This is a genomic window from Halolactibacillus miurensis, assembly GCF_900116255.1.
GTDB lineage: Bacteria > Bacillota > Bacilli > Bacillales > Amphibacillaceae > Halolactibacillus > Halolactibacillus miurensis.
Map to the genome: position 1 here is coordinate 1 of NZ_FPAI01000060.1, position 1,260 is coordinate 1,260.

Below are 1,260 nucleotides of genomic sequence, written 5' to 3' on the forward strand. Positions count from 1 at the left end.
TGAATATTGCGGACAAAAAGAGCCACTTAAGCGGAGTTTAGAGCCACTGAATGCATGAAATAGAGCCACCGAGGGCGGAGAGAGAGCCAATCGGCGGCTAATGTCATGTTCTAACCTTACGGTTAAAGACTTTAGTGACTTCTTTTCAATCCGTGTCGTTCACGCATAGAGATTTCGCCATCAATAATGATGTTATATGAATCATGGACAATTCGATCAAGTATGGCATCCGCAACGAGCGCTTCGCCTAACTTGTCATACCACCCTTCAGGCGCTGTTTGTGAACAGAAGATGGTGGAGGCTGTCTTTAAGCGCAATTCAATAATCTCAAAAAGGGTTAACGTGTATTCATCAGGCAGAGGGGTTAAAAGCCATTCATCAATAATCAATAAATCTACCCTTTTATACTTTTTAATCAAACGACGAAAACTACCATCTGCTTCATTCTTTGCGAGTATAAACTCATCTAATAGTTCGGGTAAACGGACATATTTCACTTTATAATTTTGGCGATAAGCCTGAATGCCGAAGGCATTCGAAATCCACGTCTTCCCGTTACCAGATGCCCCCATCAGAATAATATTCAAGTGATGTTTAATATAATTACCTGTGGCTAAGTCTAGAATCTGGCCTTTATTCAAGCGACGATCGGCATGATATTCAATGTCTTCAATGGCTGCTAAAGGCTCTTTAAATTGCGCTTGTTTAATCAGTCGCTGAAGCCGATTAGATTGTCTATTGGCGTACTCATTATCCACTAGTAAATGAAATCTATCGTCAAAGCTCATATCTTGATAATCCCTATTTCTCATTTGATCTTCATACGAATCAGCCATAGCCCCTAACTTTAATTCCCTTAATTTGCGTACCGTTTCTGACATTGACATTATTTTTTACCTCCATAGTAGTTGGCGCCTCTAACGAATCCATAAGACTCATCGGTTTTGTCTGATAGACGATCATCAGTACCTTTTGCGTCAGCTCGTTTTTTATTTCTGTTTAAAATCGTCTTATACACACTAAGCGTAGGATTATGTGTGGCGAGAAGTAAGCGCTGCGCGGCGTTTTCCATCTCGTCTATCTCAAATCTCTTTTCTAAGTGACGGATATGCATGATTTGCGTCAGAGCTTGTTTTTCAGATCGCTGTTCAAGTAATGTGCGAATAAAAATCGTCATATTTTCGCCGATTGTTTCCGCCCATTCGATACTTTGTTTTGGCGTATGATCTAAAAAATATCGGTGATGATCAGGCATATGGT

General features: G+C 40.2%; 1 protein-coding gene and 1 pseudogene. Both read right to left on the reverse strand.

The genetic code is table 11. The features are described from left to right. Positions 1 to 131: 131 nt before the first annotated feature. Positions 132 to 887 (reverse strand): IS21-like element helper ATPase IstB, encoded by a 756-nt coding sequence (gene istB, locus BM390_RS15150; RefSeq protein WP_089855787.1) that lies wholly within the window; start codon positions 885 to 887, stop codon positions 132 to 134. Further along, a pseudogene (locus BM390_RS15625) lies at positions 887 to 1,260 on the reverse strand (IS21 family transposase); the annotation flags it as partial. The gene istB and the pseudogene BM390_RS15625, both read right to left, overlap by 1 nt.

Bases quoted from the DNA above. Each gene is read 5' to 3' on its own strand.
- istB (WP_089855787.1), bottom strand. From the start codon at position 887: ATGTCAATGTCAGAAACGGTACGCAAATTAAGGGAATTAAAGTTAGGG.